The 26,187-nt window shown below is 68.8% G+C and carries 23 protein-coding genes; 11 read left to right on the forward strand and 12 right to left on the reverse strand.

Annotation, left to right across the window (positions count from 1 at the left end; translation table 11 throughout):
• Nucleotides 1-63: 63 nt before the first annotated feature.
• The 3 genes from ACX80J_RS13150 to ACX80J_RS13160 form a co-directional block, all read right to left on the reverse strand.
• On the reverse strand, nt 64-819 hold the full coding sequence (locus tag ACX80J_RS13150) for a phosphatase PAP2 family protein (protein ID WP_459348075.1): 756 nt from the start codon (nt 817-819) through the stop codon (nt 64-66).
• A gap of 15 nt (nt 820-834) precedes the next feature.
• A complete protein-coding gene (locus ACX80J_RS13155) occupies nt 835-1,662 on the reverse strand; it encodes a sulfurtransferase (RefSeq protein WP_459343538.1) in 828 nt (275 codons plus the stop codon).
• A 227-nt stretch (nt 1,663-1,889) separates the two neighbouring features.
• Nucleotides 1,890-2,546, reverse strand: a complete 657-nt coding sequence (locus tag ACX80J_RS13160; RefSeq protein WP_459343539.1) for an MBL fold metallo-hydrolase — start codon at nt 2,544-2,546, stop codon at nt 1,890-1,892.
• Between the two features lie 79 nt (nt 2,547-2,625).
• Between ACX80J_RS13160 and ACX80J_RS13165 the strand changes: the two genes are divergently transcribed.
• From ACX80J_RS13165 to ACX80J_RS13175, 3 genes are all read left to right on the forward strand, one after another.
• Nucleotides 2,626-3,126: a Fur family transcriptional regulator gene (locus tag ACX80J_RS13165; RefSeq protein ID WP_459348076.1), complete on the forward strand. Its 501-nt coding sequence runs from the start codon at nt 2,626-2,628 to the stop codon at nt 3,124-3,126.
• Between the two features lie 114 nt (nt 3,127-3,240).
• Nucleotides 3,241-3,780: a MarR family winged helix-turn-helix transcriptional regulator gene (locus tag ACX80J_RS13170; RefSeq protein ID WP_459348077.1), complete on the forward strand. Its 540-nt coding sequence runs from the start codon at nt 3,241-3,243 to the stop codon at nt 3,778-3,780.
• A gap of 74 nt (nt 3,781-3,854) precedes the next feature.
• Entirely contained in the window at nt 3,855-4,394 is a 540-nt protein-coding gene (locus ACX80J_RS13175; RefSeq protein ID WP_459348078.1) for a MarR family winged helix-turn-helix transcriptional regulator, read from the forward strand.
• A gap of 36 nt (nt 4,395-4,430) precedes the next feature.
• Here ACX80J_RS13175 and ACX80J_RS13180 read toward each other — a convergent pair whose 3' ends face one another.
• The 6 genes from ACX80J_RS13180 to guaB1 all read right to left on the reverse strand — a co-directional run bounded on the left by ACX80J_RS13180 (nt 4,431) and on the right by guaB1 (nt 11,596).
• Nucleotides 4,431-5,336 carry a metal ABC transporter permease gene (locus ACX80J_RS13180; RefSeq protein WP_459348079.1) on the reverse strand — a complete coding sequence of 302 codons (906 nt, stop codon included), beginning with the start codon at nt 5,334-5,336 and terminating at the stop codon, nt 4,431-4,433.
• 3 nt (nt 5,337-5,339) lie between these two features.
• Nucleotides 5,340-6,173: a metal ABC transporter ATP-binding protein gene (locus tag ACX80J_RS13185; protein ID WP_459348080.1), complete on the reverse strand. Its 834-nt coding sequence runs from the start codon at nt 6,171-6,173 to the stop codon at nt 5,340-5,342.
• 83 nt (nt 6,174-6,256) lie between these two features.
• On the reverse strand, nt 6,257-7,234 hold the full coding sequence (locus ACX80J_RS13190; protein ID WP_459348081.1) for a metal ABC transporter solute-binding protein, Zn/Mn family: 978 nt from the start codon (nt 7,232-7,234) through the stop codon (nt 6,257-6,259).
• Nucleotides 7,235-7,331: 97 nt separating this feature from the next.
• On the reverse strand, nt 7,332-8,420 hold the full coding sequence (locus ACX80J_RS13195) for a hemolysin family protein (protein ID WP_459348082.1): 1,089 nt from the start codon (nt 8,418-8,420) through the stop codon (nt 7,332-7,334).
• Complete coding sequence (locus tag ACX80J_RS13200) at nt 8,417-9,868, reverse strand: hemolysin family protein (RefSeq protein WP_459348083.1); 1,452 nt, start codon at nt 9,866-9,868, stop codon at nt 8,417-8,419. The genes ACX80J_RS13195 and ACX80J_RS13200 overlap by 4 nt, the downstream gene beginning before the upstream one ends.
• 279 nt (nt 9,869-10,147) lie before the next feature.
• Entirely contained in the window at nt 10,148-11,596 is a 1,449-nt protein-coding gene (gene guaB1, locus ACX80J_RS13205; RefSeq protein ID WP_459348084.1) for a GMP reductase, read from the reverse strand.
• Nucleotides 11,597-11,851: 255 nt separating this feature from the next.
• Here guaB1 and ACX80J_RS13210 point away from each other — a divergent pair, with 255 nt between their 5' ends.
• The 6 genes from ACX80J_RS13210 (at nt 11,852) to ACX80J_RS13235 (ending at nt 22,892) form a co-directional block, all read left to right on the forward strand.
• Nucleotides 11,852-15,715, forward strand: a complete 3,864-nt coding sequence (locus ACX80J_RS13210) for a multifunctional oxoglutarate decarboxylase/oxoglutarate dehydrogenase thiamine pyrophosphate-binding subunit/dihydrolipoyllysine-residue succinyltransferase subunit (protein ID WP_459348085.1) — start codon at nt 11,852-11,854, stop codon at nt 15,713-15,715.
• Between the two features lie 115 nt (nt 15,716-15,830).
• Nucleotides 15,831-16,430 (forward strand): GDSL-type esterase/lipase family protein, encoded by a 600-nt coding sequence (locus ACX80J_RS13215; RefSeq protein ID WP_459348086.1) that lies wholly within the window; start codon nt 15,831-15,833, stop codon nt 16,428-16,430.
• A 224-nt stretch (nt 16,431-16,654) separates the two neighbouring features.
• A complete protein-coding gene (locus tag ACX80J_RS13220) occupies nt 16,655-18,439 on the forward strand; it encodes an ABC transporter family substrate-binding protein (protein ID WP_459348087.1) in 1,785 nt (594 codons plus the stop codon).
• A gap of 102 nt (nt 18,440-18,541) precedes the next feature.
• Complete coding sequence (locus tag ACX80J_RS13225; RefSeq protein WP_459348088.1) at nt 18,542-20,074, forward strand: ABC transporter permease; 1,533 nt, start codon at nt 18,542-18,544, stop codon at nt 20,072-20,074.
• An 8-nt stretch (nt 20,075-20,082) separates the two neighbouring features.
• Nucleotides 20,083-21,117, forward strand: coding sequence for an ABC transporter permease (locus ACX80J_RS13230; protein WP_459343552.1), 1,035 nt, complete (start codon nt 20,083-20,085; stop codon nt 21,115-21,117).
• The gene (locus ACX80J_RS13235; protein ID WP_459348089.1) at nt 21,114-22,892 is read left to right on the forward strand and encodes an ABC transporter ATP-binding protein; all 1,779 of its coding nucleotides are present in this window, start codon (nt 21,114-21,116) and stop codon (nt 22,890-22,892) included. The genes ACX80J_RS13230 and ACX80J_RS13235 overlap by 4 nt, the downstream gene beginning before the upstream one ends.
• 69 nt (nt 22,893-22,961) lie before the next feature.
• Here ACX80J_RS13235 and ACX80J_RS13240 read toward each other — a convergent pair whose 3' ends face one another.
• Entirely contained in the window at nt 22,962-23,927 is a 966-nt protein-coding gene (locus tag ACX80J_RS13240) for a zinc-binding dehydrogenase (protein WP_459348090.1), read from the reverse strand.
• A 172-nt stretch (nt 23,928-24,099) separates the two neighbouring features.
• Between ACX80J_RS13240 and ACX80J_RS13245 the strand changes: the two genes are divergently transcribed.
• Entirely contained in the window at nt 24,100-24,174 is a 75-nt protein-coding gene (locus ACX80J_RS13245) for a 50S ribosomal protein bL37 (protein WP_369299106.1), read from the forward strand.
• Between the two features lie 102 nt (nt 24,175-24,276).
• Here the strand turns inward: ACX80J_RS13245 and rsrA are convergent, their stop codons facing one another.
• Nucleotides 24,277-24,537, reverse strand: a complete 261-nt coding sequence (gene rsrA / locus ACX80J_RS13250; protein ID WP_087076341.1) for a mycothiol system anti-sigma-R factor — start codon at nt 24,535-24,537, stop codon at nt 24,277-24,279.
• On the reverse strand, nt 24,534-25,229 hold the full coding sequence (locus tag ACX80J_RS13255; protein WP_459343556.1) for a sigma-70 family RNA polymerase sigma factor: 696 nt from the start codon (nt 25,227-25,229) through the stop codon (nt 24,534-24,536). The genes rsrA and ACX80J_RS13255 overlap by 4 nt, the downstream gene beginning before the upstream one ends.
• Before the next feature lie 409 nt (nt 25,230-25,638).
• On the opposite strand from ACX80J_RS13255, the gene ACX80J_RS13260 reads away from it, so the two are divergent.
• Nucleotides 25,639-26,187, forward strand: coding sequence for a DoxX family protein (locus ACX80J_RS13260; protein ID WP_459343557.1), 549 nt, complete (start codon nt 25,639-25,641; stop codon nt 26,185-26,187).

Genomic DNA, 26,187 nt, shown 5'->3' on the forward strand with positions numbered 1-26,187 from the left:
GCGTCCTGGGGTCATGGACCCGACGCTACCGTGCCGTCCTGCAGTGGGCCAGCACGCACCGCATCAGGGACCAGGACCCACCCGTGGTTCCCGGGGCGCTCCTGCCGTACGCCATGTGTCCAGGGCGATCACCACTCCCAGGACGACGAGGGACAGTGCGACGGAGGCGAGCGCGTCGGTGAGCCAGTGGTAGCCGAGGTAGAGCCGGCTGGCCACCTGTGCGGCGATACCGCCCCACGCGGCAAGGAACGCCGCGACCAGCGGGCCGAAGCGCCGTCCGCGGGAGAACACGATGAACGCCCCGACGAGCAGGAAGTCGCAGGCTCCCAGGACATGGCCGGAGGGGAAGGAGTACGAACTGTCGCTGCCGAGCAGCATCCCACTCACCGGCGGGCGGGCGCGGCCGACGAGGTGCGTGATCACTTCGGCAAGGACCACTCCAGCACTCATGGCGCCGGCCAGCAGCAGGGGACGCCAGATGTGCCGCGCCTTGAGGATCCAGGCCGCGGTGACCACCACGACGACGATGGGCATGCCGATGGGTCCGAAAACAGTGGCCAGGACCACCATCACCACGGTCACCGCCGCTACGCGATGGCCGACGAACCACGAATGGACCGGTTCGTCCAGCGTGGCGAGGTCATCCTTCTGCAGGACATCGCCCAGGGTGAGAAGGAAGAAGCCGGTGCCGGCCAGCACCAGGACGATCGCAACGATGTAGAGCATCTTCCGCATGCGGGCGGTGACCTGCCGTTGCTCGACTTCGAGCTTCCCGTGGAGGATCGACCGCGTCTCTCCGGGAAGATGCCGACCGGTCATGGGGTTCCCCTTCCCTCAGGCGCCCGTCACCACGGGCAGCCCCTCCGTGGTCGACCACTGGGACCAGGAGCCGGGGAACAGGGCCGCGTCGATTCCCGCGATCTCGAGGGCCGCGATCTCGTGGGCGGCGGTGATGCCCGAACCGCAGTAGACCGCGACCCTCCCGCGGTCGGCGCCCAGCGCGGCGAAGCGGCTCCGGAGCTCCTGGGCCGGCCGGAAGCGTTTGTCGTCGCCGAGGTTGTCCGCCGTGGGTGCGCTGACGGCCCCGGGCACATGGCCGGCCCGCGGGTCGATCGGCTCCTGCTCGCCCCGGAAGCGTTCCCCGGCGCGGGCGTCGAGGAGGACATCGACTCCCGCCGGCTCGAGGAGGTCGGGGATCGAGACCACCGGCATATGGCCCGAGGAGAGGTGGACGTTGCCCACGCAGTGCCGCTCCTCCCCGCCCTCGACGTCGAACCCGGCCGCGCGCCAGGCCGTGAGGCCGCCGTCGAGAAGGCGAACCGATGCGAACCCGGCATCGCGCAGGAGCCACCAGAGGCGCGCGGCGGCGAGGTTGCCCGAATCGTCGTAGGCGACCACAGTGTCACCGTCATCGAGCCCCCACTGGCGGGCCGTTTCCTGGAGGGCGTCGCCGTCGGGAAGCGGATGGCGGCCGAGACCGGGCCCGCCGGGAGCGCACAGCTGCGTCTCCAGGTCCACGTACACGGCGCCCGGTATGTGTGCTGCACGGTAATGCTCGTGGCCGGAGGGGTCGCCCAGGGACCAGCGCACATCGAGCAGGAGAGTCTGCGCGCCGGAGGTCATCCGGTCCTGCAGCTCCTGCACATCCATCAGAGTCTTCATCGAGATCTCCTGTCGGGACGGGCGACCGGGGCGAAGTGGTGACCGCACCCGGTCCTGATGCAGGCCAGTCCACCACACGGCGCTCCGGACACCAAGGGGTCCGCCGGCCGACACGCAGCTCGTCACGTGTCCCCGTTCCGGGCACCGGGGCGTCCACCGCACCCGGAGCGCGCAGCTGCCCGTCCTGCCCTTCAGCGCGGTGATGACGGCGGGCGGCAGACGCCGCCTCAGACCTCGATGCTCTCCCGCACCGCGAGGTGGGCGAAGGCCGTGCCGTACCGCGCACCGAGGCGCGTCACGTGGCCCTCGACCATGCCCAGTCCCGTGTCGTTGAGGAGGGCGTCGTGGATCTGGAACGCGCGGGGCGCACGGACGGAGACGACGAAGTCCACCACTTCCGCCAGTTTCGACCACGGCGCATGCACGGGGACGAGGAGGGTGTCGACGTCGATGCCCTCCGGCACGATGAACGAGTCGCCCGGATGGTAGACGCCGCCGATCAGGAAGCCCACGTTGGCGACGAGCGGGATCAGCGGATGGATGAGTGCGTGCTGCCCGCCGAAGGTCCGCACACCGAACCCCGCGGCGGAGAACTCCTCGCCGCCGGCCACGGCGTGGACCCGCTCCCCTGCGGCGTCGCCCAGGCCCTCGCGGACCGCGTCGGCCACGCCCTGTGGCGCCCACAGGTCCACGGACGCGTTCCGGGACAGCGCCGCGACGACCCTGTCCACGTCGATGTGGTCGGGGTGCTCGTGGGTGACCAGGACGGCGCCGGCGCCCTCGAGGGCTTCCTCGACCTCGGAGAACGTTCCCGGGTCGACGACGAGTACGCGCCCGTCCTGCTCGAGCCGCACGCAGGAATGGGTGAACTTGGTGAGCAGCATGGGCTCAGACTACCCGCGGCGGCGCTGATAATCTTGACTCTGGTCCAGGGCCGCCGAGTGCCCGCGGAAAGGGTAGGACATGACGCCGAAGGTGACATCCGAGGCAGTACCGACGGCAGTCTCCGAGTCGGCCCCGGTGTCGAGCCCGAATCCGGACCCGGCACCGCAGCCCGCCCGCAAGGAGCAGCGCGTCACACGCCAGCGGCGGGCCGTCAGCGCCGCCCTCGACGCGCTGGCCGACTTCGTCAGCACGCAGGAGCTCCACCGGGTGCTGCACGACCGCGGGGAATCGGTGTCCCTCGCCACCACCTACCGCATCCTCCAGTCCATGGCCGACGACGGCCTGGTGGACGTGCTGCGCAACGGCGACAACGAGGCGGTCTACCGCCGGTGCGCCGTCGAGCACCACCACCACCACCTGCTGTGTCGGAACTGCGGACGGGCCGTGGAGGTCGAGGCACCCGCCGTCGAGCAGTGGGCCGCGCGCATCGCCGCAGAGCACGGGTTCACCGATGCCGCCCATACTGTCGAGATCCACGGTGTCTGCCCGGACTGTGCGGCGCTTGCCGCACGGTCCTGACGTCGCCGTCCGCTCGGCGGGACAGCCCCTGCACTCCGTGCCGCGGACGGGAAGGCCCACCACCGGTACCACCGCGGCGCGGACGACGTCGGTGCCGTCGACTAGGCTTGATCCGTGACGCCTTCCGACAGCTCCGCCCCCGTGGAGCCGAGCACGCTCGCAGCCCAGTCCGGTACCCGCGAGGACTCCGGTCGCCTCGATGGCCTGGTTGAGGCAGTGCGCAGCTACCGTAACGCGGAGAGCTTCATGCGCGGCAAGAGCCGCGATTCGATGCACCTGGGGAAGACGGACATGACGGCACTGCGCCTGATGCTCCGTGCAGGGCAGGCGGGACGCCCTCTCACAGCCGCCGCACTCGCGCGCGAGCTCGAGATCTCCACCGCCGCCACCACCGTCCTGATCGACCGCCTCGAGAAGAGCGGCCACGCCGAGAGGCGCCGGAGCGGAACCGACGGACGCTCCATCGAGATCTGGCCCACGGCCGCCACCGACGACGAGGTGCGCTCGACCATGGGCACGATGCACGAGCGGATGATGGAGATCGCCGCCGCCCTCTCGGCCGAGGAGAGCGACACCATCCGCCGTTTCCTCGACGCCCTGGGAGAAGCCATGCTCGAACTGGACTTCCCGTTCCCGGAGCGCCCCCGGGTGTGAGCCGCCATCCCGGACGTAGGGAATTACAGCGCTTACCTAGAGAGCTGAACTACTAGATGGTCTAAACTGTAGCCATGAGACCTTCGGATGCACGGCAGGGAGCCGGCTTCTGGTACCCCCCGTCCGGAAAAGGGACGGTCGGCAGGGCCGCGACCGGGGTCGATGTCCTCAACGCCCTGAGGGCCTACCGCACGGTGGAGAGCGGACTCCGCCGAAGCCTCAGCCAGCGGCTCAACGTCAACGAGACGGACCTCGCCGCCCTCCGCTACCTCCTCGCCGTATGGCAGCAGGACCAGGGCGCGAGCCCCAAGGAACTCGCAGCCGCACTGGGCATCTCGAGCGCATCGACGACCCTCGTGATCGACCGCCTCGAAAGGGCCGGCTACATCCGCCGGCGCCGTCACCCCGTTGATCGCCGCGCGGTCATCCTCGAGCCGGGAGAGAAGGCCACCGACGAGTTCCAGGCCGCCTTCGACATCGAGAAACGGGGAGTCCTGGCGGCGGCGGACAGCCTCACCCGCGAGGAGACGGAGACCGTCACCCGCTTCCTGCGGAGCATGGAGCAGGCTATCACCGACGCGGTGGGCCAGCCGGACCGCGTCCCCGGCTCCTGAGCCGGCGACCCCTCCTTCTGGTTCAGGAACCCGTCTTCAGGAACCCGTCGGCACCGCACGTCCCGGCACCGGTCCGGCGATCCGCGGATTCCTGGACCTCCGCGACGATCGCCGCGAACCGATGAAGCGGCACACGAGGTAGATCGCAAAGGAGATCGTGGTCACGTAGGGACTGATCGGGATGCGCCCGCCGAGCGCCAGCAGGATGCCGCCCACCACGGACGTGCACGCGAACACCACGCTGAGCAGGACGGCGGGACCGGGCGCCGAGGTGACCTTCAGGGCCGCGGCGGCCGGCGTGATGAGGAGCGCGAGGACCAGCAGTGCTCCGACGACCTGGATGGACAGCGCCACCGAGATCCCCAGCAGCACCATGAAGAGGATCGAGAGTCCCCGCACGGGCACCCCGCGTGCCTCCGCCAGGTCGGCGTCGGCACTTGCGAACGTCAGGGGCCGCCAGATCGCGGCCAGTGCGAGGACGACGACGACCGCGCACCCGACGAGCAGGTTGAGCTGCACGTCGTCGACCGAGACGATCTGGCCGGTGAGCAGGCCGAACTTGTTGGCGGCGCGGCCCTCGTACAGGGCGAGGAACAGGATCCCCAGACCGAGGCCGAAGGGCATGACGACACCGATAATGGAGTTCCTGTCGCGTGCCCGGATCCCCATCAGCCCGAGGACGAGCGCGGCGAGGACGGATCCGACGAGCGAACCGGCGACCACGTTGGCTCCTGCCAGGAGCGCGAAGGCCGCGCCGGCGAAGGAGAGTTCGGCGATGCCGTGGACCGCGAAGGCGAGGTCCCGCATCATCACGAACATCCCGATGAGACCCCCGAGCAGCCCGAGGACCGCACCGGCGATCAGCGAGTTCCGGACGAGGGGCAGCAGCTGCGCGTAGTTGTCGAAGGTGAAGATGGCGCTGAAGATCTCCTGGAAGTCCATGGCCTAGGCGCTCTCGTGGTGGGGAGTGGCATCGGGCAGTCCGACGATGACGAGCCGGCCATTGCTGTGCAGGACCTCGACGGGGCTGTCGTAGAGCTCGGAGAGCACCTCGCTGGTCATGACCTCGGCGGGTGACCCGACGCGGAACCTGCCGTCCGCGAGGTAGAGCACGCGGTCCACGTAGTCGATCACGGGATTGATCTCGTGGGTCACGAACACCACGGCGCTGTTCTTCTCGCGGCGCTGCCGGTCGATCAGGGCGCTGACCGCCTGCTGGTGGTTGAGGTCCAGCGACAGCAGCGGCTCGTCGCACAGGAGTACCGCGGGGTCGGTGGCGAGGGCCTGGGCCGCACGCAGCCGCTGCTGCTCGCCGCCCGACAGCAGCCCGACCGGGGCGTCCGCGTAGGACTCCGCGCCGACGTCGCGCAGGAGGCCGTGCACCTTCTCGTCGTAGTGGCGGCTGCGCATCCGCAGGCCCCACCGGTGGCCGTCGACACCGAGGCCCACGAGGTCCCGGGCCCGGAGCGGGGTCTCGGGCGGGAATGACTTCTGCTGCGGGATGTAGCCGAGGTCCCGGCTGCCGCGGGTGACGGGCCGGCCGGCGATGGTCGCCGTGCCGGTGTCGAGCGGCTGCAGGCCCAGGAGAACCTTCAGGAAACTCGTCTTCCCCGACCCGTTGGGGCCGAGCACGGCGAAGAATTCACCGGGCAGGATGTCGAGGTCCAGTCCCTCCCACAGCGTCCGGTCGCCGAAGGACAGCGCCGCGCCGCGCAGGCTGATCGCCGGCGTTCCGCCGGTCCCGTCCGGGGAGGCCTGGCGGGGCATCGTCGAGGTCATGCGGTGCGGCTTCCAGTCTGTCGGGGTTCAAGTGAGCGTGCCGGGGTGGTGCAGGTGGTGCAGTGCCGCGGGCCTCCCGGTCCTCAGGAGGCGAGGACGGCCTCGATGCTCTCCGTGTTGGCGGTCATCCAGGAGACGTAGTCCTCGCCCTCGGGCAGGGTCTCGGTGAAGTCGAGCACGGGGAGGCCTGCGTCGTCGGCCGCGGAGCGAACCGCTTCCGTCTGCGATCCTTCGGTCTGCCCATTGTAGGCAAGGAAGGCGAGGGTCCCGCCGGACACGAGCGCCTTCATCTCCTGCAGCACCGCGACCGGGACATCCGTCTCTTCCTCGATGGCCTCGCTGAATTCCTCCGGCGTCACGTTCTCGAGCCCCGCCGCCTCCAGGAGGTAGGCGGGGACAGGCTCCGTCACGGCCACCGCACCTCCGGGTCCGTCCGAGGCGAGGGCGGCGAGCCGGTCCTGGATCGGCTGGAGTTGCGCGGCGAAGGCATCCGACCGCTCGCGGTACGCTTCGGCGTTGTCCCCGTCCAGCCGGCCGAGCTCCTCGGCGATGGCGTCGGCGAGTTTCACCATGGACGGCAGGTCGTACCACACGTGCTCGTTGAAGGCACCGTGGGCGTGCTCCTCGGCCTGCCCCTCCCCGGCCTCGTCCGTGTGCTCCTCCGTCGACCCCTCGCCCTCCTCGAGGCCCGATACCTCGACGGCGCTGAGCACCGTCTCCACGCCCGTCTCGTCGGCGAGCCTGCCGAGGAATGCGTCGTAGCCTCCGCCGTTCTCGATCACGAGGTCGGCGCCGGACACGGACAGCTTGTCCTGCACGGTGGGCTCGTAGGAGTGGGGATCCTGGCTGAGGTTGGTGACGATGGCTGCCACCTCGACGTCGTCCCCTCCGACGGCTGCGGCGATGTCCCCGTACACGTTCGTGGGGGTCACGATCGTGAGCGCATCATCGCCGGTACCGGAGGCCCCCGCGGCCGCGGATCCGCCGCCCCCGCACGCGGCGAGGCCGAGGGTGGAGGCTGCCAGGAGGGCGGGCACGGCGAGACGGCGGGAAAGGGGCATCGGGACCTCGATCAGACTAATGAGAACAACTTACGTTAGCGAATCGAGCATAACCCGAATGCGAATGGTTCGCATCTCAACGGCGGAGAGCCGGTCCTCAGGCGACGGGGGTCTCCGTCCCGTTGACGCCCTCGCCCGTCCTCCGGGCACCCTGGTTCTGCGTCGCATCCCGGATCTCGCCGATGAGCTGCTCGATCACGTCCTCCAGGAAGAGCACGCCACGTGTCGATCCGTCCGCTCCGAGGACGCGCGCCAGGTGCGAGCCCGTCCGCTGCATCACGGCGAGGGCGTCCTCGATCTCATCATGGAGCGACAGGTTGGCGAGCGTGCGGACCTTGTTCTCCGTGATGGGCCTGCGGTACATCGCCTGAGGCATCGACATGATGTCCTTCAGGTGCATGTAGCCGGTGAGGTTGCCGTGGTCGTCCACCATCACGAAACGGGAGAACCCGGTGCGCCCCACCGCCCGCTCGAAGTCCTCGGGGGTCGCGTCGGTCCGCACGGTGACGAGCTCGCTGAGCGGGACCATCGTGGTCTCGGCAGTCTGGCCGGAGAACTCGAGCGCACTGGTGATGAGCCCGGACTCGTCCTCGACGAGCCCGCTCTTCGTGGATTCCTCGACGATCGACTGCACTTCCTCGAGCGTGAAGGTCGAGGAGACCTCGTCCTTCGGCTCCACGCCGAGTACGCGCAGGATGTGGTTCGCGGACCAGTTCAGCGAGGAGATCACGGGATGGACGACGCGCGCGATCAGGACGAGCGGCGGAGCCAGGAGCAGCGCCGCCTTGTCGGCGACGGAGACCGAGATGTTCTTCGGCACCATCTCGCCGAAGGTCACGTGGAGGAAGGTGACCAGCATCAGGGCCAGGCCGAACGCGACGCCGTCCGCCACTCCCTCCGGCACCCCGACGGCTTCGAACGGGACGACGAACAGGTGATGGATCGCCGGTTCGGCGACCTGGAGGATCAGGAGCGAACACACCGTGATGCCCAGCTGGGAGCAGGCGAGCATGAGGGACACGTGCTCCATGGCCCAGATCGTGGTCCTGGCGCGCTTCGAGCCCGCCTCGGCGAGGGGTTCGATCTGGCTGCGGCGCGCGGACATGACCGCGAACTCGGCCCCGACGAAGAAGGCGTTGCCCATCAGGAGGATCACGAGCCAGATAATTCCTGCCCAGTCGCTCATCGGTCGTCCTTCCGTACTGCCGCACTGCCGGCGAGGGCGGGCCGCGGCCCGTCATGCGTGCGGGCGCTCAGGGCGACCGACTGATGTTCGGGGACGACGGCGCTGTCGGCGGCCACCCCGTCCGGGCTGTCCACGTGATGGTCCCCCACAGGTTTCGGTGCGGGCCGGAACTGGACCCGGTCGATGCGGCGCCCGTCCATGCGCTCGACCGTGAGGGTGCCCGCCGGGAGCTCGACCCGGTCACCCGGCGCCGCGACACGGCCGAGTTCGGCCATGATGAACCCTGCGACCGTCTCGTAGCCGGCTTCGTCCGGTACGACGAGTCCCGGGATCTGCACCGTGACCTCGTCGGGACGCATGAGCCCCGGGAAGAACCAGTCGCCCGCGGCGCTCTGCAGCACGCCCGGCTTCAGCTTGTCGTGCTCGTCCTTGACCTCGCCGACGATCTCCTCGACCAGGTCCTCGAGCGTGGCGACACCGGCGGTGCCCCCGTATTCGTCGAGCACGACGGCGAGCTGGAGGTTCGCCTCGCGGAGCTCGCGGAGGAGCGAGTCGAGGTGCACGGTCTCGGGGACGCGCAGGACCTCGGTCATGATGGTCCCGGCGGGCAGCTCCGCACGCTTGTGGCGGGGAACCGCGACGGCCTTCTTGACGTGGACGACCCCGCGGATGTCATCGGCGGAGTCCCCGATGAGCGGGAACCGCGAGTAGCCGGTGCGCCGTGCGGCCTCGACGACATCGGCCACGGTCTGGTCCGAGTCGATGACCTCCATGCGGATACGCGGCGTCATGACGTCGGCCGCCGTCCGCTCCGAGAAGCTGAACGTCCGTGCGAGGAAGGTGGCCGTGCCCTGGTCGAGCGTGCCCATCTCGGCGGACCGGCGCACGAGGGACGAGAGCTCTGACGGCGTCCTCGCGCCCGAGATCTCCTCCTTGGCCTCGAGGCCGAAGATGTTGAGGATGCGGTTCGAGAAACCGTTGAGCACGATGATGGCCGGCTTGAAGACGGCCGTGAACACCAGCTGCGGGCGGGCCAGCGCCTTGCCGACCCGGAAGGGCAGCGAGATGGAGAGGTTCTTGGGCACGAGTTCACCGAGGAGCATCGACAGCAGAGTCGCCAGGGCCATCGCGATGATGAGGGACGTCGAGGCCACCAGCGCCTCCGACAGGCCGAGCGCGCCCAGCGGCGTTTCGAGGAGCCGCCCGACGGACGGTTCCATCACGTAGCCCGTGAGCAGCGTGGTGAGCGTGATCCCGAGCTGACAGCTCGAGAGCTGCGTGGACAGCGACTTCAGGCACCGCAGCAGTGGCTCTGCCTTCGTGTCGCCGTCGTCGACGGCGCGCTGCACATAGGTCTGGTCGAGCGCGACGAGCGCGAACTCGACGGCCACGAAGAACCCCGTCCCGAGGACGAGGAGGAGGCCGAAGGCGAGATAGAGCCATTCCACCGCTACATCCCCTCCTCGGTCACACCGGGTCGGGAATGCAGCGGTCCGCGTCTGAGGGGGTCCGCTGCGTCGGACTGGAGGGGCGCTGCGCCCTGGTCGGGACCGGCGTCGGCCGGGCGTCCCGCCGTGGGCTCGGGCAGCGGATGGTCAAGAGAGGAGGGTAAGCCGGCGTCGAGCCGGCCCCTAGAAGGTCTGTCCATAAGAAGGCCAGTTTACCGGCTCGGGCGCCGCCCGCCACACGAATTCCGGAGCTGTACGCCGATCGCGTACAGCCGGGCGCTACCAGCTCTGCTGGAGCGGCCGCCCCTCCTCGTAGCCCGCTGCCGACTGCACGCCCACGACGGCACGGTCGCGGAACTCCGCGAGGGATGCCGCGCCGGCGTAGGTCAGCGAACTGCGCACGCCGGCGGTGATCATGTCGAGGAGGTCCTCCACGCCCGGCCGGGCCGGATCGAGGTACATCTTCGAGGTGGAGATCCCCTCCTCGAAGAGGCCCTTGCGGGCCCGTGCGAACACGTCGTCGCGGCGCGTCCGGTTCTGCACCGCACGCGCGGAGGCCATGCCGAAGCTCTCCTTGTACCGGCGTCCGTTGCTGTCGGTCTGCAGGTCACCCGGGCTCTCGTAGGTTCCCGCGAACCAGGAACCGATCATGACCTGGCTCGCGCCGGCGGCGAGAGCCAGGGCGACATCGCGCGGGTACCGCACGCCGCCGTCGGCCCACACATGGGCGCCGAGTTCGGCCGCCGCCTGGGCGCACTCGTGCACGGCGGAGAACTGCGGGCGCCCGACGGCGGTCATCATGCGCGTGGTGCACATGGCACCGGGGCCGACGCCGACCTTGATGATGGACGCACCCGCGGCGACGAGGTCGCGCACGCCGTCGGCGCTGACCACGTTGCCGGCGACGATGGGGACCTTCGGATCGAGGCCGCGGACGACGGCGAGCGCGTCGAGCATCTTGCGCTGGTGGCCGTGGGCGGTGTCGACGACGAGGACGTCGACGCCGGCGTCGAGCAGCGCCGCGGCCTTGGCCTCCACGTCGCCGTTGATGCCCACCGCCGCCGCGACGCGGAGCCTGCCCGCCGCATCGAGTGCCGGCTCGTAGATCGTGGAACGGAGCGCACCGGTCCGCGTGATGACGCCCTGCAGGACGCCGTCCCGCACCACCGGCGCCAGGGAGGCGCGGGCACTGTCGAGTTCCTCGAAGGCCTTCTGCAGGGCCACGGCGGGATTGTCGTCGAACAGCGATGCCTCGAAGGCGGCCGGGGCCGGACGCATCACGGACTCGAGGGAGGCGAAGCGATCCACCTCCTCGCAGTCGCCCGCGGTGACCACACCCACGCAGACGCCGCCGTCGACGACGAGCACGGCGCCGTGGGCGCGCTTGTACATGAGGTGGAGTGCATCGATCACGGTGTTGCCGGGCTGCAGCTTCAGCGGCGTCTCGAAGACAGGGTGGCGGTCCTTCACCCACGACGTGACCTCGGCGATCACCTCGACGGGCACGTCCTGCGGCAGGACACCGATGCCTCCGCGCCGCGCCACGGTCTCCACCATGCGCCGGCCCGTCACCGCCGTCATGTTGGCGACGACCAGCGGGATGGTGGTGCCCGTGCCGTCGTCCGACGAGAGATCGACGTCGAAGCGGGAGATGACCTCGGACGCCGACGGTACGAGGAAGACGTCGGAGTAGGTGAGGTCGGTGGTGGGCGGGTTGATGAAGCGCATGGTTCTCCCTGGATCGACGGCCGCGACAACGGCCGCACAGAGTATAGTGCCTTCCCGCCTGCCGTCCCATTCCTCCGGCACCGCGGGCATCGCCGGAGGACGACCGTGGTCCGGCGTACCCCGCTCCGGGACACGCCCTGATTGGCTTGTTTGTTGCTCGTGTCACTACACTTGGACAGGGTCCAGACACGGCTTTGCGCCGATCCTGACGACCGCACCGCGCTCAGGGCAACTTACGGAAGAGGCGTATACCAAGTGCCAGAACAAACCAGCCACCGTCTACCTGAAGAGTTCGGCGGGAACGAGTGGCTTGTTGATGAACTCTACGAACAGTTCCAGAAGGACCGCCACTCGGTCGACAAGAAGTGGTGGGACCTGTTCGATTCGTTCGACGCAGACGATGCAGCAGGCACCACGCAGACCGGGAACGGCCAGAACGCGACCGACAAGCCCGCAGGCGCTGCCCAGGCAGCTCCCGCAGCTCCGCCGGCGGCTCCCGACAACGGCAGCACCCCTGATGCCCCCGCGCCTCCCCCGACGAAGGAACTCCCGGTCGTGAGGACCGAGGTCGCCGCGCCGAAGGCCTCGGGCGAGAGCCCCGCGAGCACGCAGCAGAGCAGCAAGCCCCCCGTGGCGAACGAACCGGCGAAGAAGCCGGAGACGTCCCGGGAGGACAAGTCCGCCACTCCCCCCATCCCGGCACAGCTTCCCGCCTCGGACCGCAATGCCGAGATGGAGGAGAACAAGGTCAGCGTGCTCCGCGGACCCGCCAAGGCGATCTCCACCAACATGGAAGCCAGCCTGAGCGTCCCCACCGCGACGAGCGTCCGGGCCATCCCGGCCAAGCTGCTGATCGACAACCGCGTGGTCATCAACAGCAACCTGGCCCGCGCCCGCGGTGGCAAGGTCTCCTTCACGCACCTGATCGGCTACGCGATCATCCGGGCCCTCGCCCAGTTCCCGTCGCAGAACGTCTACTACGACGTCATCGACGGCAAGCCCTCGGCGGTGCAGCCCGCCCACGTGAACTTCGGCCTCGCGATCGACATGCCGAAGCCCGACGGGACGCGGTCGCTCGTGGTGCCGAACATCAAGAAGGCCGAGACCATGAACTTCTCGGAGTTCTGGCACGCCTACGAGGACCTCGTGAAGAAGGCGCGCGCCGGCAAGCTCGGCGCCGACGACTACGCCGGCACCACGGTGTCCCTGACCAACCCCGGCGGCATCGGCACCGTGCACTCCGTCCCCCGCCTCTCCAAGGGCCAGGCCTGCATCATCGGTGCCGGCGCCCTCGAGTACCCGGCCGAGTTCCAGGGCTCCAGCGAGAAGACGCTCGCGAAGCACGCGATCAGCAAGACCATCACGCTGACCTCGACGTACGACCACCGCGTCATCCAGGGTGCGGGCAGCGGCGAGTTCCTGCGGATCATCCACCAGCTGCTGCTGGGCGAGCAGGGCTTCTACGACGAGATCTTCGAGTCGCTGCGCATCCCCTACGAGCCCGTGCGCTGGAGCGCCGACATCCAGGTCGATCCGATGGACGAGATCAACAAGGTCGCCCGGATCCAGCAGCTCATCCACGCGTACCGCGTGCGTGGCCACCTCATGGCGGACACCAACCCGCTCGAGTACGTCCAGCGCAAGCACGCCGACCTGGACATCCGCACCCACGGTCTCACGCTGTGGGACCTCGACCGCGAGTGGCCCACCGGCGGTTTCGGCGGCCAGCCGATGCTCAAGTTCCGCGACATGCTCGGCGTCCTGCGCGACGCCTACTGCCGCACCACCGGCATCGAGTACATGCACCTGCAGGACCCCGCCGAGCGGCAGTGGTTCCAGGAGGAGCTCGAGCACCCCTATCTGAAGCCGAGCCGCGAGGAGCAGCTGCGCATCCTGCACAAGCTGAACTCGGCGGAGGCCTTCGAGACGTTCCTGCAGACGAAGTTCGTCGGCCAGAAGCGCTTCTCCCTCGAGGGCGGCGAATCCCTGATCCCGCTGCTCGACGCCGTGCTCTCCGGTGCGGCCGACGACGGCCTCGACGAGGTCGCCATCGGCATGGCGCACCGCGGACGCCTGAACGTGCTCACCAACATCGCCGGCAAGACCTACGCCCAGGTCTTCCGCGAATTCGAGGGCACGCAGGATCCGCGGTCCGTGCAGGGCTCGGGCGACGTCAAGTACCACCTCGGCACCGAGGGGACGTTCACCTCCGACGCCGGGAACGAGACCAAGGTCTACCTCGCCGCGAACCCCTCACACCTCGAGGCCGTCGACCCCGTGCTCGAGGGCATCGTCCGGGCGAAGCAGGACCTCCTCGACCAGCACGAGGGCTTCCCCGTGCTGCCGATCCTCATCCACGGCGACGCGGCCTTCGCGGGCCAGGGCGTCGTGGCGGAGACCCTCAACCTGTCGCAGCTCCGGGGCTACCGCACCGGCGGCACCATCCACGTGATCGTGAACAACCAGGTCGGCTTCACCACGAGCCCGACGTCGTCGCGTTCCTCGGTGTACTCCACGGACGTCGCGAAGATGGTCCAGGCTCCCGTGTTCCACGTGAACGGCGACGATCCGGAGGCCGTGGTCCGCGTGGCCCAGCTGGCCTACCAGTTCCGCCAGCGGTTCAACAAGGACGTCGTCATCGACATGGTCTGCTACCGCCGTCGCGGCCACAACGAGGGCGATGACCCCTCGATGACGCAGCCCATGATGTACAACCTGATCGAGGCGAAGCGCTCGGTCCGGAAGCTGTACACCGAGGCCCTGATCGGCCGCGGCGACATCACGCAGGAGGAGGCCGAGCAGGCCCTGCGCGACTACCAGGAGCGCCTCGAGCGCGTCTTCGCCGAGACCCATGCGGCCCAGACGTCGCCGATCCCGGTCGTCACCAAGGATCCGAAGGCCGTCTCGGACCTCGAGCGGCCCTACGCGCAGCAGTCGTCGGACGGCGGCGAGGTCCGCGCGCCGCAGACGGCGATCAGCGCGGAGACGCTGGCGCACATCGGCGCGGCGCACATCGCGATCCCCGAGGGCTTCACGGTCCACCCGAAGCTCAAGGCACTGCTCGAGAAGCGTGAGCAGATGTCCCGTGAGGGCGGCATCGACTGGGGCTTCGGCGAGGTCGCCGCGTTCGGGTCGCTCCTCATGGAGGGCGTGCCCGTACGGCTCGCCGGTCAGGACTCGCGTCGCGGTACCTTCGTGCAGCGGCACGCGGTGTTCCACGACCGGGCGACCGGCCACGAATGGCTGCCGCTGGACGACCTCAGCGAGGACCAGGCCAAGTTCTGGGTCTACGACTCCTCCCTGAGCGAGTACGCTGCCATGGGCTTCGAGTACGGCTACTCCGTGGAGCGGCCCGACGCGCTCGTGATCTGGGAGGCGCAGTTCGGCGACTTCGTCAACGGCGCGCAGACCATCATCGACGAGTTCATCAGCTCCGCCGAGCAGAAGTGGGGACAGCGCTCCTCGCTCGTCCTCATGCTGCCCCACGGCTACGAGGGCCAGGGTCCCGACCACTCCTCCGCACGCATCGAGCGCTTCCTGCAGATGTGCGCCGAGGAGAACATGGTGGTCGCCAACCCGAGCAGTGCCGCGTCGCACTTCCACCTGCTGCGTCAGCACGCCTACCGCCGCCCGCGGAAGCCGCTGGTGATCTTCACCCCCAAGCAGCTGCTGCGCCTGAAGGCAGCGGCAAGTCCGGTGGAGGACTTCACGCAGGGCACCTTCCAGCCCGTCATCCCCGATACCCTCGGAACGCCGGGGAACGACGTCGAGCGCGTCATCCTCGTGTCCGGACGGCTCTACTACGATCTGCTGTCCTCCCGGCAGAAGCTCGACGACGGCAAGACGGCCATCGTCCGCGTGGAGCAGCTGTACCCGCTCCCGCTGGACGAGATCAAGGCCGCCCTTGCCACCTACCCCGACGCGGAGATCGTGTGGGCGCAGGACGAGCCGGCGAACCAGGGACCGTGGCCCTTCATCGGGCTCAACCTCCCCCAGGAGCTCGACCGGCGCGTGCGCCTGGCCTCGCGTCCGGCGTCCGCGTCGACCGCCACGGGATCGGCGAAGAACCACGCGGTGGAGCAGGAACTCCTCATCAAGAGGGCGTTCGGCCGGCAATAGTAGGCCATCAGTATGATGTTGGGTGGGGCTTTCGGCCCCACCCGATGTCTTTAAGGGCGTGCGCGGGTTCTCCGGCAGCCCGGCACCATCCGACGACCAGTACACCGAGGGACCAGTGGAACAACGCAGAATCCGGCTAGCAGCAGTGGGCGACGAACTCCTCGCGGGGCTCGGTGATCCGCGGGCTCTGGGCTGGATCGGACGCGTGATGGCCCGGACCCGGCCGGACAACGCCTTCGTCGAGGCCTACAGCCTCGCGGCTCCCGGCGAGGGGACGGAGTCGCTGGCGAACCGCTGGCTCCAGGAGGCCGGACGCCGCTTCGGCGACGGCTTCGAGAACCGCCTGGTCATCGGCCTGTCGGACCGCGACCTCGACCTCGAGCTGTCGACCGCGAGGAGCCGGCTCAACCTCGCCAACATCCTCGACGGCGCGGCACAGATGAGCGTCAAGGTCCTCGTCGTCGGGCCCCCTCCGGGCCTCGACGCAGAACGCAACCGCCGTCTCGCCGACCTGTCCGCGGCGTTCGGCGACGTGACCACGCGCCGCAAGCACGTCTTCGTCGACACCTTCACCCCCCTGCTGGCGCACGAGCAGTGGCGCCACGACCTCGCCGCGAACGGCGGGACGCCGGGCCAGGCCGGCTACGGGCTCATCGCCTGGCTCGTCCTGCACCGCGGGTGGTTTCAGTGGCTCGACGTGCCCGCTCCCGAGTAGCGGCACGCTGCAGGAAGCCCCCGGGATACGCATCCCGGGGGCTTTTTTCATGCCCGGCGGCCCCATGTTTCCCTCCGGTAACGGTTGGGTTATCACTGGCTCACTGAGTGTCCAAAGGCAACGATCTGTCGCTATGCTGGCCGGGTGTGATTGCCGTCACTGGCGCAATCCGCCTCGGGGGGCCTTCCTGCGTTCCTCGCGCCAAGCACAGTAAGGACTATCGAATGCGTAATAAGCGCACTATGACGCTCGCCGCACTGTCCATCGGGACGCTCCTGCTGAGCGCCTGCGGATCGGCGGGCGGTACCGCCGAGACACCGGCATCGGAGGGGGCGGAGGAGAACCTCGCCCCGACAATCAACATCGCGATCAGCCAGGCGCCGACCGGCTACAACGGCAACACCGCCAGCACCAATGCGGTCTACAACACCTACGTGGACAACCTGACCTCGAGCGGTTTCGCTGCCTTCGCCGCAAACGGCAACCTGGAGCCCAACGAGGAGTTCGGCACCTACGAGAAGACCAGCGACGACCCGCTGACGATCAAGTACACCATCAACGAGGATGCTGTCTGGTCCGATGGCACCCCGATCGACTACGACGACGTCCTGCTGAGCTGGGCGGCCCTGTCCGGTACGCACCCGAGCGGTGAGAAGGATCCCGAGACGGGCGCCGAGGCCGATCTCTTCCAGGCGGCCTCGACCAACGGGTTCGCCTCCATGGAGCAGATCGAGGGCGAGCCCGGGGCCAAGGAGTTCGAGGCCGTCTTCACCGAGCCCTACGCCGACTGGGAAGCCCTGTTCACGACGGGCGTCTTCATGCCGGCGCACATCGCCGCCGAGCAGGCCGGGATGTCCGCCGAGGGCGACGGCGCCGAGCTCGTCGAAGCCATCCAGAACGACGACACTGCGGCCCTCGGTCCGGTCGCCGAGTTCTGGAACAGCGGCTGGAACTACGAGGCGGACCTGCCGACCCTCCCCGACACGGCGATCCTCCCCTCCTCCGGCCCGTACAAGCTGGACAACGCCACCGACGGCACCCTGACGCTCGTCAAGAACGACAAGTACTGGGGCGAGGAGCGCGCCGGCAAGACGGACTCGATCGTCTTCAAGACCATCGTCGACGAGGAAGCCGTCCAGGCACTGCAGAACGGCGACGTCGACGTCATCGAGCCCTCCAGCCCGACCGTCGACACGAAGGCGGCCCTCGAGCAGATCGGCGAGACCGTCACGGTGGACACCGGGCAGTCGCTGACCTTCTCGCACGTGGACCTCGACCAGCGCGCCGGTGCCGTCTTCGAAGACCTCAAGGTGCGCCAGGCCTTCGCCAAGTGTGTTCCGAGGGCCGACATGGTCGACAAGTTCGTGACCCCCATCGATCCCGAGGGTTCGGTCATGAACCTGCACGAGTACCAGCCGGCGCAGTCCGACTACGAGACGGTCCTCGAGGGCGCTCCCGCCGCAGAGGGTGACGGGACCGCCGACATCGAGGGTGCCAAGGCGCTGCTCGCCGAGGCAGGGAAGACCGAGCCCGTCAAGGTCAGCCTGATGTTCGCCTCCACGAGCCAGTTGCGCGCCGACATGGTCGCCCTGATCAAGGACTCCTGCGACAAGGCAGGCTTCGAGATCGTTCCGCAGCCCGAGGCCGAGTGGAGCGCCAAGCTCTCGCAGCCCGGCGCCTGGGACGCGGTCGTCTTCGGCTGGGCAGGATCCGGCCTCGTGGCCTCGGGCCAGTCCATCTACATCACCGGCGGTGAGCAGAACTTCGGTGGCTACAGCGACCCCGAGGTGGACCGCCTCTGGGACGAGATCGTCACGAGCACCGACTCCGAGGCGGTCGTCCCGCTGAAGACCGAGCTCGAGCAGCGCCTCGCCGAGACGCAGTACAACGTGGTCCTCTACGCCAATCCGAACATCGCGGGCTACTCCTCGAAGCTCGAGGGCGTGGAACTCAACCCGACGCAGACCGGCATCACCTGGAATGCCTACAGCTGGACGAAGCAGGCCTGATTGCATTCTCCGGAGAACGCATGAGGACGGGCAGGCCCTCGGGCCTGCCCGTCCCTGTGCCCGGCCGCGCCACCGCCTGCATCGTTTCCTAGGAGCCCCTCCGTGTTCTACTTCATCGTCAAGCGAACCATCATCTCGTTCTTCATCATGCTCGCAGCCACCACGCTGATGTACTTCCTCACCATCTCGTCGGGCGACCCCTTCGAGGACCTCGGCGAGACCAGCGGCCCCGAGAAGGCCGCGACCATCGCGGCACGCACCGCGGCGATGAACCTGGACGTCCCGCCCATCCCCCGGTACTTCCTGTGGCTGCAGGACATCGGCCACTGCATCGTCCCCGGGGGCGTGAGCTGCACGCTCGGCCAGGACCGTACGGGCGCCGCGGTCCTCCCCCAGCTCGAGAACGCCATGGGTTCGACGCTGCGCCTCGTCATCGTGGCGACCGTGCTCGCCCTGGTCCTCGGCGTCGTCGTCGGCATCGTCACCGCCATCCGGCAGTACAGCACCTTCGACTACTCCGTCACCTTCCTCTCCTTCCTGCTGTTCTCGCTGCCCCTGTTCTGGCTCTCCACGCTGCTCAAGCAGTACCTGGCGATCGACCTCAACACCTGGCTGGCGAATCCGCAGTTCCCCTATCTGACGATCGCCCTCATCGGGGTGGTCTCCGGCGTTATCTGGGCCGTCGTCGTGGGTGGCGACCGCAGGCGCAGGGCGACCGTCTTCGGCGTCGCCGCGGTCGTCACCGCACTCGCCCTCTACCTCCTGCTCGTCACCGGATGGTTCGTCACACCGGGCCTCGGCGTCGTCGGGATGCTCGTATCGGCAGCAGGGATCGCTGTGCTCTGGACCGCCCTGCTGGCAGGATTCCGCCGCCGCCGCGTGCTGAACGCGGCCCTCGCGGCCGCAGGGGTGGCCTTCGCCGGCTACCTCCTCTCGATCCCCCTGCTCGACGATCCGAACTGGCTCCTGGTGCTCGCGCTCGTGGTGGGGACGGCCGTCGTCGCGTACGTCGTCGCCGGCGTCGTGGGCGGTCCGTTCCGGGCCCAGGCGGCGAAGATCGGGGCCGTGATCGCCGTGTCCGTCGGCCTGCTGATCGTGCTCGACCGCCTCCTCCAGGCCTACCCGACGCTCTCCGCGAAGGCGGGCGGACGGCCCATCCCGACCACCGGCTCCCAGTCGGCCAACCTCGCCGGGACCTTCTGGGAGATCAACCTGGACTACGCGCTGCACCTCATCCTGCCGACCATCGCCCTGACCCTGATCTCGTTCGCCACCTACACGCGGTACACCAGGGCCAGCCAGCTCGACGTCATGAACCAGGACTACATCCGCACCGCCCGGGCCAAGGGCCTCAGCGAGCGGACCGTCCTCGTGAAGCACGCCTTCCGCAACGCGATGATCCCCATCACCACGCTAATGGCCTTCGACTTCGCCGGCGTCCTCGGCGGCGCCGTCATCACCGAGCAGGTCTTCGGCTGGAACGGCATGGGCAACATGTTCGTCGAGGGCATCGACAACGTCGACCCGGGCCCCGTCATGGCCTTCTTCCTGGTCGTCGGAACGGCTGCCGTGCTGTTCAACATGCTCGCCGACATCGCCTACGCGTTCCTCGACCCGCGCATCACCCTGAGCTAGGACATCCCATGAGCACGAACGACAAGATGCGGGACGACTCCCGCACGTCCCTGGAGCTGTCCGAGCTGACGCTCCAGAGCCAGGACAACGACATCGCGACCGCCGCCCCCACGCGGGAGCAGACGGACCGCATCCGCACCACCGAGGCCAAAAGCCAGGGGCGCCTGATCCGCGAGCGGTTCTTCCGCCACAAGGGTGCCCTCGCGGGCATCGCCCTCCTGGTGCTGATCTTCCTCCTCGCCTTCAGCTCCATCGGGTTCGCAGGGATCCCCGGCTGGTGGAACAAGGACTACGACGTCCTCGCCGCGCGCTTCAACGAGGGACGCCCCACGCTGACGCTCTGGCCCTTCAGCCTCGGCGAGCACCCGTTCGGCCAGGACGTCCTCGGCCGCGACTACTTCGCGCTCACCATGCGCGGCATCCAGACCTCCCTCATCATCGCGTTCATCGTCGGGCTGGTGGCCATGGTCATCGGCACGACGGTGGGGGCGGTCGCAGGATACTTCCGCGGCTGGACCGAAGCGTTCCTCATGCGCATCACCGACGTCGTCATCACCATCCCGACGGTGGTCATCGCCGCGGCGGTCGCCGGCATCGTGGCGAAGAACGGCATCATCCCCTTCGCGATCTTCCTGGGCCTCGTCACGTGGACCGGCCTCGCGCGGCTTGTGCGCGGCGAGTTCCTGTCGCTGCGCGAGAAGGAGTTCGTCGAGTCCGCGAAGTCCGTCGGTGCGAGCTCGGCCCGCATCATCTTCCGGCACATCCTGCCCAACACGGTCGGCGTCATCATCGTGTCGACGACGCTGGCGATCTCCGGGGCAATCCTCCTCGAGACGGGCCTGAGCTTCCTGGGCCTCGGCGTCACGGCGCCGGACACCTCGCTCGGCAAGGCCATCAACGACAACCGCTCGGCCCTCACCGTGCGCCCGTGGCTGTTCCTCTGGCCCGGAGCGTTCATCATCGGCATCGCCCTGGCCGTCAACTTCATCGGTGACGGCCTGCGCGACGCGTTCGACCCCAAGCAGACAAGGGTGAAGCAATGAGTTCTCGATCCGTCATCATCTCGAACGAGCAGGCTCCGCTCGCCGACGGCCCCATCCTCGCGGTCCGCGGCCTCGGCGTCGAGTTCAACGTCGACAACGAATGGGTGATGGCCGCGGAGGACGTCTCCTACGAGATCCACCCCGGCGAGATCCTGGCGATCGTCGGTGAATCCGGATCCGGCAAGAGCATGTCCTCCATGGCCCTGCTCGGTCTGCTCCCCCGCAACGGCCGCTCGACGGGCAGCGCGAAGATGCTCGGCCGGGAACTGATCGGTGCGCCGCAGAGCACCCTCCGGCGGGTCCGCGGCAACGAGATCGCGATGATCTTCCAGGAACCCATGACGGCGCTGAATCCTGTACTGACGGTGGGTGAGCAGATCCGGGAGGCGGTCGAACAGCACACGGAGCTGTCTCCGGCCCAGGCGAAGAAGCGCGCCATCGAGCTGCTCCGCATGGTGGAGATCCCCGAGCCGGAGCGCCGCTACGACAACTTCCCGCACCAGTTCTCGGGCGGCCAGCGCCAGCGCGCGATGATCGCCATCGCCCTGGCGAACGATCCGATGCTCCTCATCGCCGACGAACCCACGACGGCGCTCGACGTCACGGTGCAGGCGGAGGTGCTCGACCTCCTGCGCAAGCTCAACAAGAGGCTCAACAGCGCCGTGCTGCTCATCACCCATGACATGGGAGTGGTCGCCGACCTCGCGGACCACGTCGTCGTCATGGAGCGCGGGCGGATCGTCGAGGCGGCGCCGACGGCGCAGCTGTTCGCCGCCCCGGCCGAGGCCTACACGCAGCAGCTCCTCGGCGCGGTGCCCCACCTCGGGTCGAAGGTGGGCGGCGTCCTCTCCGACGTCGAGGTGGTGGACGGGCGCCTGAGCATCCACGAGGAGTACGCGGAGGCGGCCGTGCGCGCGGAGGAGACGCACAGGGCGTCGGGCGTGGTGCCGGCGCTCGAGCTCCGGGACGTGGACATCGAGTACCCGGGCCGGTTCCGCCAGCCCCCCTTCAAGGCGGTCTCCGGCGTCTCGCTGACCATCCAACCGGGCGAGGTCCTGGGCCTGGTCGGCGAATCCGGCTCGGGCAAGTCGACGATCGCCCGTGCCGTGACGGGACTCATCAAGACCTCCGGGGGCAGGGTCAGCATCGGCGGCACCGACATCACGGACCTCAGCGCCCGCCAGCTCCTGCCGCTGCGCAAGAAGTTCGCGATCGTGTTCCAGGACCCCGCGGCGTCGCTGAACCCGAGGCTGTCCATCGGCGACAGCATCGGCGAGCCCCTGCTCCTCCACGAGAAGCCGGGCCGCGCCGAGCTGGACCGGCGCGTAGCGGCCCTGCTGGACGACGTGCAGCTGCCGGTCGCGTTCCGCAACCGGTACCCCCACGAGCTCTCGGGCGGGCAGCGCCAGCGCGTCGGCATAGCCCGGGCGCTGTCCCTCCGTCCGGACCTACTCGTGGCCGACGAACCGACGTCGGCCCTGGACGTCTCCGTGCAGGCCCGGGTCCTGGACCTGCTGCAGGAGCTGCAGCGGGAGCGCGGCTTCGCGTGCCTGTTCGTGAGCCACGACCTCGCCGTCGTCGAGCTGCTCGCAAGCCACATCGCGGTGCTCAACAAGGGCACCCTGGTGGAGCAGGGCAGCACGGAGCAGATCCTGAAGTACCCGCGCGATCCCTATACGCGGCGCCTGCTCGCGGCGGCCCCGGTGCCGGACCCGGCCGAGCAGTCGCTCCGCCGGGAGCAGCGCTCCGCCCTCCTCGCGGCAGGCGCCGAGTAGCGGCGGACACGGAAGGGAACCCTCGGCGGAGGGTCCCCTTCCGTGGCCGCGACGGGCCACAGGCTCGCCTCAGTGGCGGAAGACGACCTTGCCGAACACGTCGCCGTCGAGCATGCGCTGGAAACCCCGGGCCGCGTCGTCGAGGGGCAGGACCGTGTCGATGACGGGGCGCACCCCCGTGGCCACGAGGAAGCGGGTCAGCCGGACGAGCTCCTCCCGCGTCCCCATGGTGGAACCGAGCACGCGCAGCTGGAGGAAGAACACCCGGTTGAGGTCCGCCGACGGAGCCGGACCGCTCGTCGCTCCGCACGTCACCACGGTCCCGCCGGGCACCAGTGACTTGAGCGAGTGGGCCCACGTGGCCTCGCCCACCGAATCGAAGACCACATCGACGCGTTCCGGCAGCCGCGCCCCTGCGTCGAACACCTGCTCGGCGCCGAGTTCCAACGCCCGGTGCCGCTTCGCCTCGCTGCGGCTCGTCGCCCAGACCCGGAACCCTGCTGCGGAGGCGAGGGCGATCAGCGCGGAGGCGACGCCGCCGCCCGCACCCTGCACGAGCACCGTGGACCCGGGCGCTGCCGGCGACACCGTGAACAGCATGCGGTACGCGGTGAGCCACGCGGTGGGAAGGCACGCCGCTTCCTCGAAGGACAGTGCGGCGGGCTTGGGCACCAGGTTCCGCTCGGGCACCCACACGTAGTCGGCCATGGTGCCGGGGTAGCGCTCGGACAGGAGGGAGCGCTTCGGGTCGAGCGTCTCGTCGCCCCGCCAGTCGGGCGAGGACACGACGCCGTGCACGATCACCTCGTTGCCGTCGTCGTCGATCCCGGCGGCGTCGCACCCGAGCACCATGGGCAGGCGGTCCTCCGGCAGGCCCACACCCTTCAGCGACCACAGGTCGTGATGGTTGAGGCAGGACGCGACCACCCTCACCCGCGCGAAGCCCGCAGGGGCGTCGGGTACCTCGAGGTCGCCGACGGTGAGTCCGCCGAGCGGATCGTCTCCTGACTGGGTTGCTGCATAGGCGGCGCGCATACATAAGCTCCTTCGGTCACGGATGTCCACTCATCCTAGGGGCAGGCCGCGAAGCGCCGCCCGCCGCCCCGCGCGCCCCGCCTGCCGCTGTTTAGGTGACGCCCGTTGCAGTATGGGAGACTTGGGTGCAGTTCTGTACGACTACAGTGCCTGAAGAAAAAAGGAGGCAGCCATGAGCAAGCGAGCACGCAAGCGTCGCGACCGGAAGCGTGGAGGCGCAAACCACGGTAAGCGCCCCAACACCTGAGTCCAGGCGTTATCCGCTGCATCAGCAGCACACGAAAGAACCTCCGGGCCGTCACGGCACCGGAGGTTCTTTTGTCTCTGCAGCCAGGCAGCCGGGACGACGTCAGTGGTCGACGGTCCTGAGGTGGCTGATGCGGTCGAGGATGCTCGTCTTCAGGGTCGACGGCGCGACCTCGGTGCAGGACCGTTTCACGACCGACCGGATCACGCACTCGAGGTCATGTTCCTCGGCACACTCCGGGCAGCCCTCCAGGTGGTCCTTGATCTCCACGAGGTCCTGGTGGGACAGCGCGCCGTCCAGGTACTCGTACAGCCGTTCGATCCTCGAGTCGGCGCAATCGCCCATGCTCTCGCAATCGCTCATTTCTCCATCTCCTGTTCCTTGCCCGCTGCACCCGTCGCGACCCGGGTCCTGGCACCAGCACCTGCGCCGGTACCGAGGCCCCGCTCGTGCGCGTACTCGGCGAGGAGTTCGCGCAGCAGTTTGCGGCCGCGGTGCAGCCGGGACATGACGGTCCCGATGGGCGTGTTCATGATTTCCGATATTTCCTTGTACGCGAAGCCTTCGACGTCCGAGAAGTACACGGCGAGCCGGAATTCCTCCGGAATGGCCTGCAGGGCACTCTTGACGTCGGAATCCGGCAGGTGGTCCAGCGCCTCGGCCTCTGCCGAGCGGAGACCGGTGGACGTGTGTTCGGCGGCCTTCGCCAGCTGCCAGTCCTCGATGGTGTCCGAGTGCGACTGCAGGGGCTCGCGCTGCCGCTTGCGGTACAGGTTGATGTAGGTGTTCGTGAGGATGCGGTACAGCCACGCCTTCAGGTTGGTCCCCGGCTTGTACTGGTGGAAGGCGGAGAACGCCTTCGTGTAGGCCTCCTGCACCAGGTCCTCCGCATCACTGGGGTTCCGGGCCATGCGCATGGCGGCCGAGTAGAGCTGGTCGACGTACTGCATCGCGTCGCGCTCGAAGCGTGCCTTGCGGTCGGCTTCCGACTCCGTAGACACGTCCAACTGGTCGTCTTCGGCCTGGCTGCTACCTGCGGGGGCTGTTGTATTCATCGTCCCAAAGTCTACGCGTCCGCGCGGCCTCGCGGCCGGGGAAACGTCCCGCCGGACCGACGTCGAGAGCTGGAAATCCGGTCTTTCGACCGTGGCCGTCCGTACACCCGTCATGCGCACCCATCTCCCGTTCCGGTTTCCTCCACGCCTCTTCCAACCCGCCTGAGAGCGCCCTTATTCCTGCTGCCCTCCCTCCCGCCTGCCTCCTGCATTCCTCCTGCCTGCGTCCTGCATCCCCTCCCTGTTCTCCCTCGTGCGCCGCCCGTTGCCGCCGTCCTCCCCGCAACCCTGGCGTCCGGCACCACCGCGGGATCGCACCGTATCCGGAGGCATGCAAAACTAGTCCCAGCGTGCTCCGCAGAACAAAACCCGATGCCCGGCGAATCGCGCCGGCAACCAGGAGGCAGTTGTGACCCTTGTCCGCGTAATAGCCCGACCCTTGATCGCCAGCGGTTTCGTGTTCTCCGGTATCGACCGGCTCCGCACGGCGGGTACCACGGCCCCGCAGCTCAAGCCCGTCCTCGCAGGCATCACGAGGGTCGTCCCCTCGGCCGCCGCGGTCACCGGCAACGAGAAGCTCGTGGGCCAGGTGCTCGGCGGCACCCAGGTCGCGGCATCGCTCCTGTTCGCCATCGGTCGGTTCTCCCGGGTCGCGGCCCTCCTCCTGACGGTGACTGCAACAGTGAACACCCTGGTCGACTACCGCTCGGCCGACGCCTCGACGCCGGAGGGCAAGAAGGCACGCCGCTCGCAGCTGCTCAAGAACCTCTCGCTGATCGGCGCCGTCCTGCTGGCCGCCGTCGACACGAACGGCCGTCCGGGGATCGCCTGGCGCGCGGAGCACCTCGCCGTGGGTGCCCGGAAGAACGCCCTGGGCCTGGGCAAGGACGCGCGCAAGCAGCTGAAGAAGGCCGACAAGGTCGTGCGCAAGACCGCTGCCGACGTCGTCGGTTCCTAA

The organism is Arthrobacter rhamnosi (assembly GCF_054510975.1).